Source organism: Aeromonas sp. QDB56 (genome assembly GCF_027705505.1).
In the GTDB taxonomy this organism is placed as follows: Bacteria; Pseudomonadota; Gammaproteobacteria; order Enterobacterales; family Aeromonadaceae; genus Aeromonas; species Aeromonas caviae.
This window is the reverse complement of the sequence record NZ_JAPDBZ010000257.1, coordinates 1-1,831: the sequence shown is the minus strand read 5'-3', so window position 1 is coordinate 1,831 and position 1,831 is coordinate 1. Positions and strand designations below refer to the sequence as shown.

Genomic DNA, 1,831 nt, shown 5'->3' with positions numbered 1-1,831 from the left:
AAAGCAAGCTGGGATGACAATTATCGGGCACAACTATTCTTTGGTTAAATAACCAACAAAGTATGCTCCCGCCCTGGCCAAGAGCCCGCCTCCATTCCTGAACTGAAATAGCTGCACCCGTCTTCGCCTGTTTATTCTGGCGAGGCGATGTCGTGCACCCATTTCCCAATATTTCCCACCTGCCGGACATTCTATTTTCGGCGGGGGAAGAGACTCATTTTGAATATTTAAATCTGGGGTGTTTATATTATGGAAAACTTCAAGCATCTGCCCGAACCCTTCCGTATTCGTGTCATCGAGCCGGTCAAGCGCACCACCCGTGCCTATCGGGAAGAGGCCATTGTCCGGGCGGGCATGAACCCCTTCCTGCTGGACAGCGAAGACGTCTTCATCGACCTGCTGACCGACAGTGGCACCGGCGCCATCACTCAGGACATGCAGGCCGCCATGCTGCGCGGTGACGAGGCCTACAGCGGCAGCCGCAGCTACTATGCCCTGCAACAGGCGGTGCAGGAGATCTTCGGCTACTCCCTGACCATCCCCACTCATCAGGGGCGCGGCGCCGAGCAGATTTACATCCCCGTGCTCATCAAGAAGCGGGAGCAGGAGAAGGGGCTGGATCGCAAGAAGATGGTGGCCCTCTCCAACTACTTCTTCGACACCACCCAGGGCCACACCCAGATCAACTGCTGCGTGGCGAAGAACGTCTACACCAGGGAGGCGTTCGATACCTCGGTCACCGCCGACTTCAAAGGCAACTTCGATCTGGTGAAGCTGGAAGAGGCCATCCTGGAGGCGGGCCCCGCCAACGTGCCCTACATCGTCAGCACCATCACCTGCAACTCCGCCGGGGGGCAGCCGGTCTCCATTGCCAACCTGAAGGCGGTGTACGAGATCGCCAGAAAGTACGACATCCCCGTTATCATGGACTCCGCCCGCTTCGCCGAGAACGCCTACTTCATCCAGCAGCGGGAGCCCGGCTACGCGAACTGGACCATCGAGGAGATCACCAGGGAGTCCTACAAGTACGCCGACGGCCTCGCCATGTCGGCGAAGAAGGATGCCATGGTGCAGATGGGGGGGCTGCTGTGCTTCAAGGATGACAGCATGCTGGACGTCTACACCGAGTGCCGCACCCTGTGCGTGGTGCAGGAGGGCTTCCCGACCTATGGCGGCCTGGAAGGGGGCGCCATGGAGCGCCTGGCGGTGGGCCTGCGGGACGGCATGCGCCAGGACTGGCTGGCCTATCGCATCGGCCAGGTGCAGTACCTGGTGGACGGGCTGGAGGCCATCGGCGTGGTGTGCCAGCAGGCGGGGGGCCATGCGGCCTTCGTGGATGCGGGCAAGCTGCTGCCCCACATCCCGGCGGATCAGTTCCCGGCCCACGCCCTGGCCTGCGAGCTCTACAAGGTCGCCGGCATCCGCGCGGTGGAGATAGGTTCCCTGCTGCTGGGGCGCGACCCCGCCACCGGCAAGCAGCACCCCTGCCCGGCGGAGCTGCTGCGCCTGACCATCCCCCGTGCCACCTATACCCAGACCCACATGGACTTTGTCATCGAGGCCTTCGGCGAGGTGAAGAAGAACGCCCACCGGGTGAAGGGGCTGGACTTCATTTACGAGCCGGCCGTGCTGCGCCACTTCACCGCCAGACTGAAAGAGGTCGAGCATAACGACCCGTCAGCCGGCAAGACGCAGAAAAAATTGATAGAAGCATAACGAGTCAGGGGCACAGATTTTTCTGTGCCCTTTTTTTTGGTTCTTCGCGGGATCCTGGGAAAGTGGAAGTTGACAGACAGGGTGCTGGTAAACTGGTTGTCGCCAAACACACCAC

Annotated in this window: 1 protein-coding gene; it reads left to right on the top strand. The window is 60.7% G+C overall.

The genetic code is table 11. The features are described 5' to 3' along the window. Positions 1-249: 249 nt before the first annotated feature. The gene (gene tnaA / locus OKB81_RS20225) at positions 250-1,716 is read left to right on the top strand and encodes a tryptophanase (protein ID WP_010672391.1); all 1,467 of its coding nucleotides are present in this window, start codon (positions 250-252) and stop codon (positions 1,714-1,716) included. The last annotated feature ends 115 nt before the right edge of the window (positions 1,717-1,831 follow it).

Coding starts and splice junctions, on each gene's coding strand:
- tnaA (WP_010672391.1), top strand. CDS start 250: ATGGAAAACTTCAAGCATCTGCCCGAACCCTTCCGTATTCGTGTCATC.